The organism is Anaerotignum faecicola, from assembly GCA_024460105.1.
Lineage (GTDB): Bacteria > Bacillota > Clostridia > Lachnospirales > Anaerotignaceae > JANFXS01.
Genome location: JANFXS010000350.1, coordinates 1 through 429, shown reverse-complemented (window position 1 = coordinate 429; position 429 = coordinate 1). Strand labels below are relative to the sequence as shown.

The 429-nt window shown below is 44.8% G+C and carries 1 protein-coding gene; it reads left to right on the top strand.

The features are described from left to right. Positions 1–28: 28 nt before the first annotated feature. A partial coding sequence (locus NE664_14325) for a hypothetical protein (protein ID MCQ4727811.1) occupies positions 29–429 on the top strand: 401 nt, incomplete at its 3' end.

The following is a 429-nucleotide window of genomic DNA, read 5'->3' as shown; positions in this document are numbered from 1 at the left end:
GACAATGGAGTGGAAGCAGGAAACGGACATGGAAATCAAAGGCTCAAGGGCCTGTGGGGTACTGGCGGCGGATCAGTTTTATGTGGTCTACAATACAATGGGAAACCTGATGAAATGGACACCAAAAATAGAACGGAATTTAAAAAGCCGTCTGGAGATACGTCTTAGAAAGTGCAGGCAGATTTTACCGGGCGGTGCCATTATCATGGGAGTCGGTATGGAGATGGTACAGAGAATATTAATCAGTGACGGAGGACTGAAGGGGAACCTCTTTTCTTTAGATGATGTGTATGAGAGTTATTACTATATTCCCTTTTATGCAGAGGCGGCTATTCAACTGAGACTATTAGGCAGTGAAACCGATGGGGTTAGGTTTTACCGCTTTTTGTGTGGCGCGTTAAAAAGCGTGAATAATGACCGATTCTCACC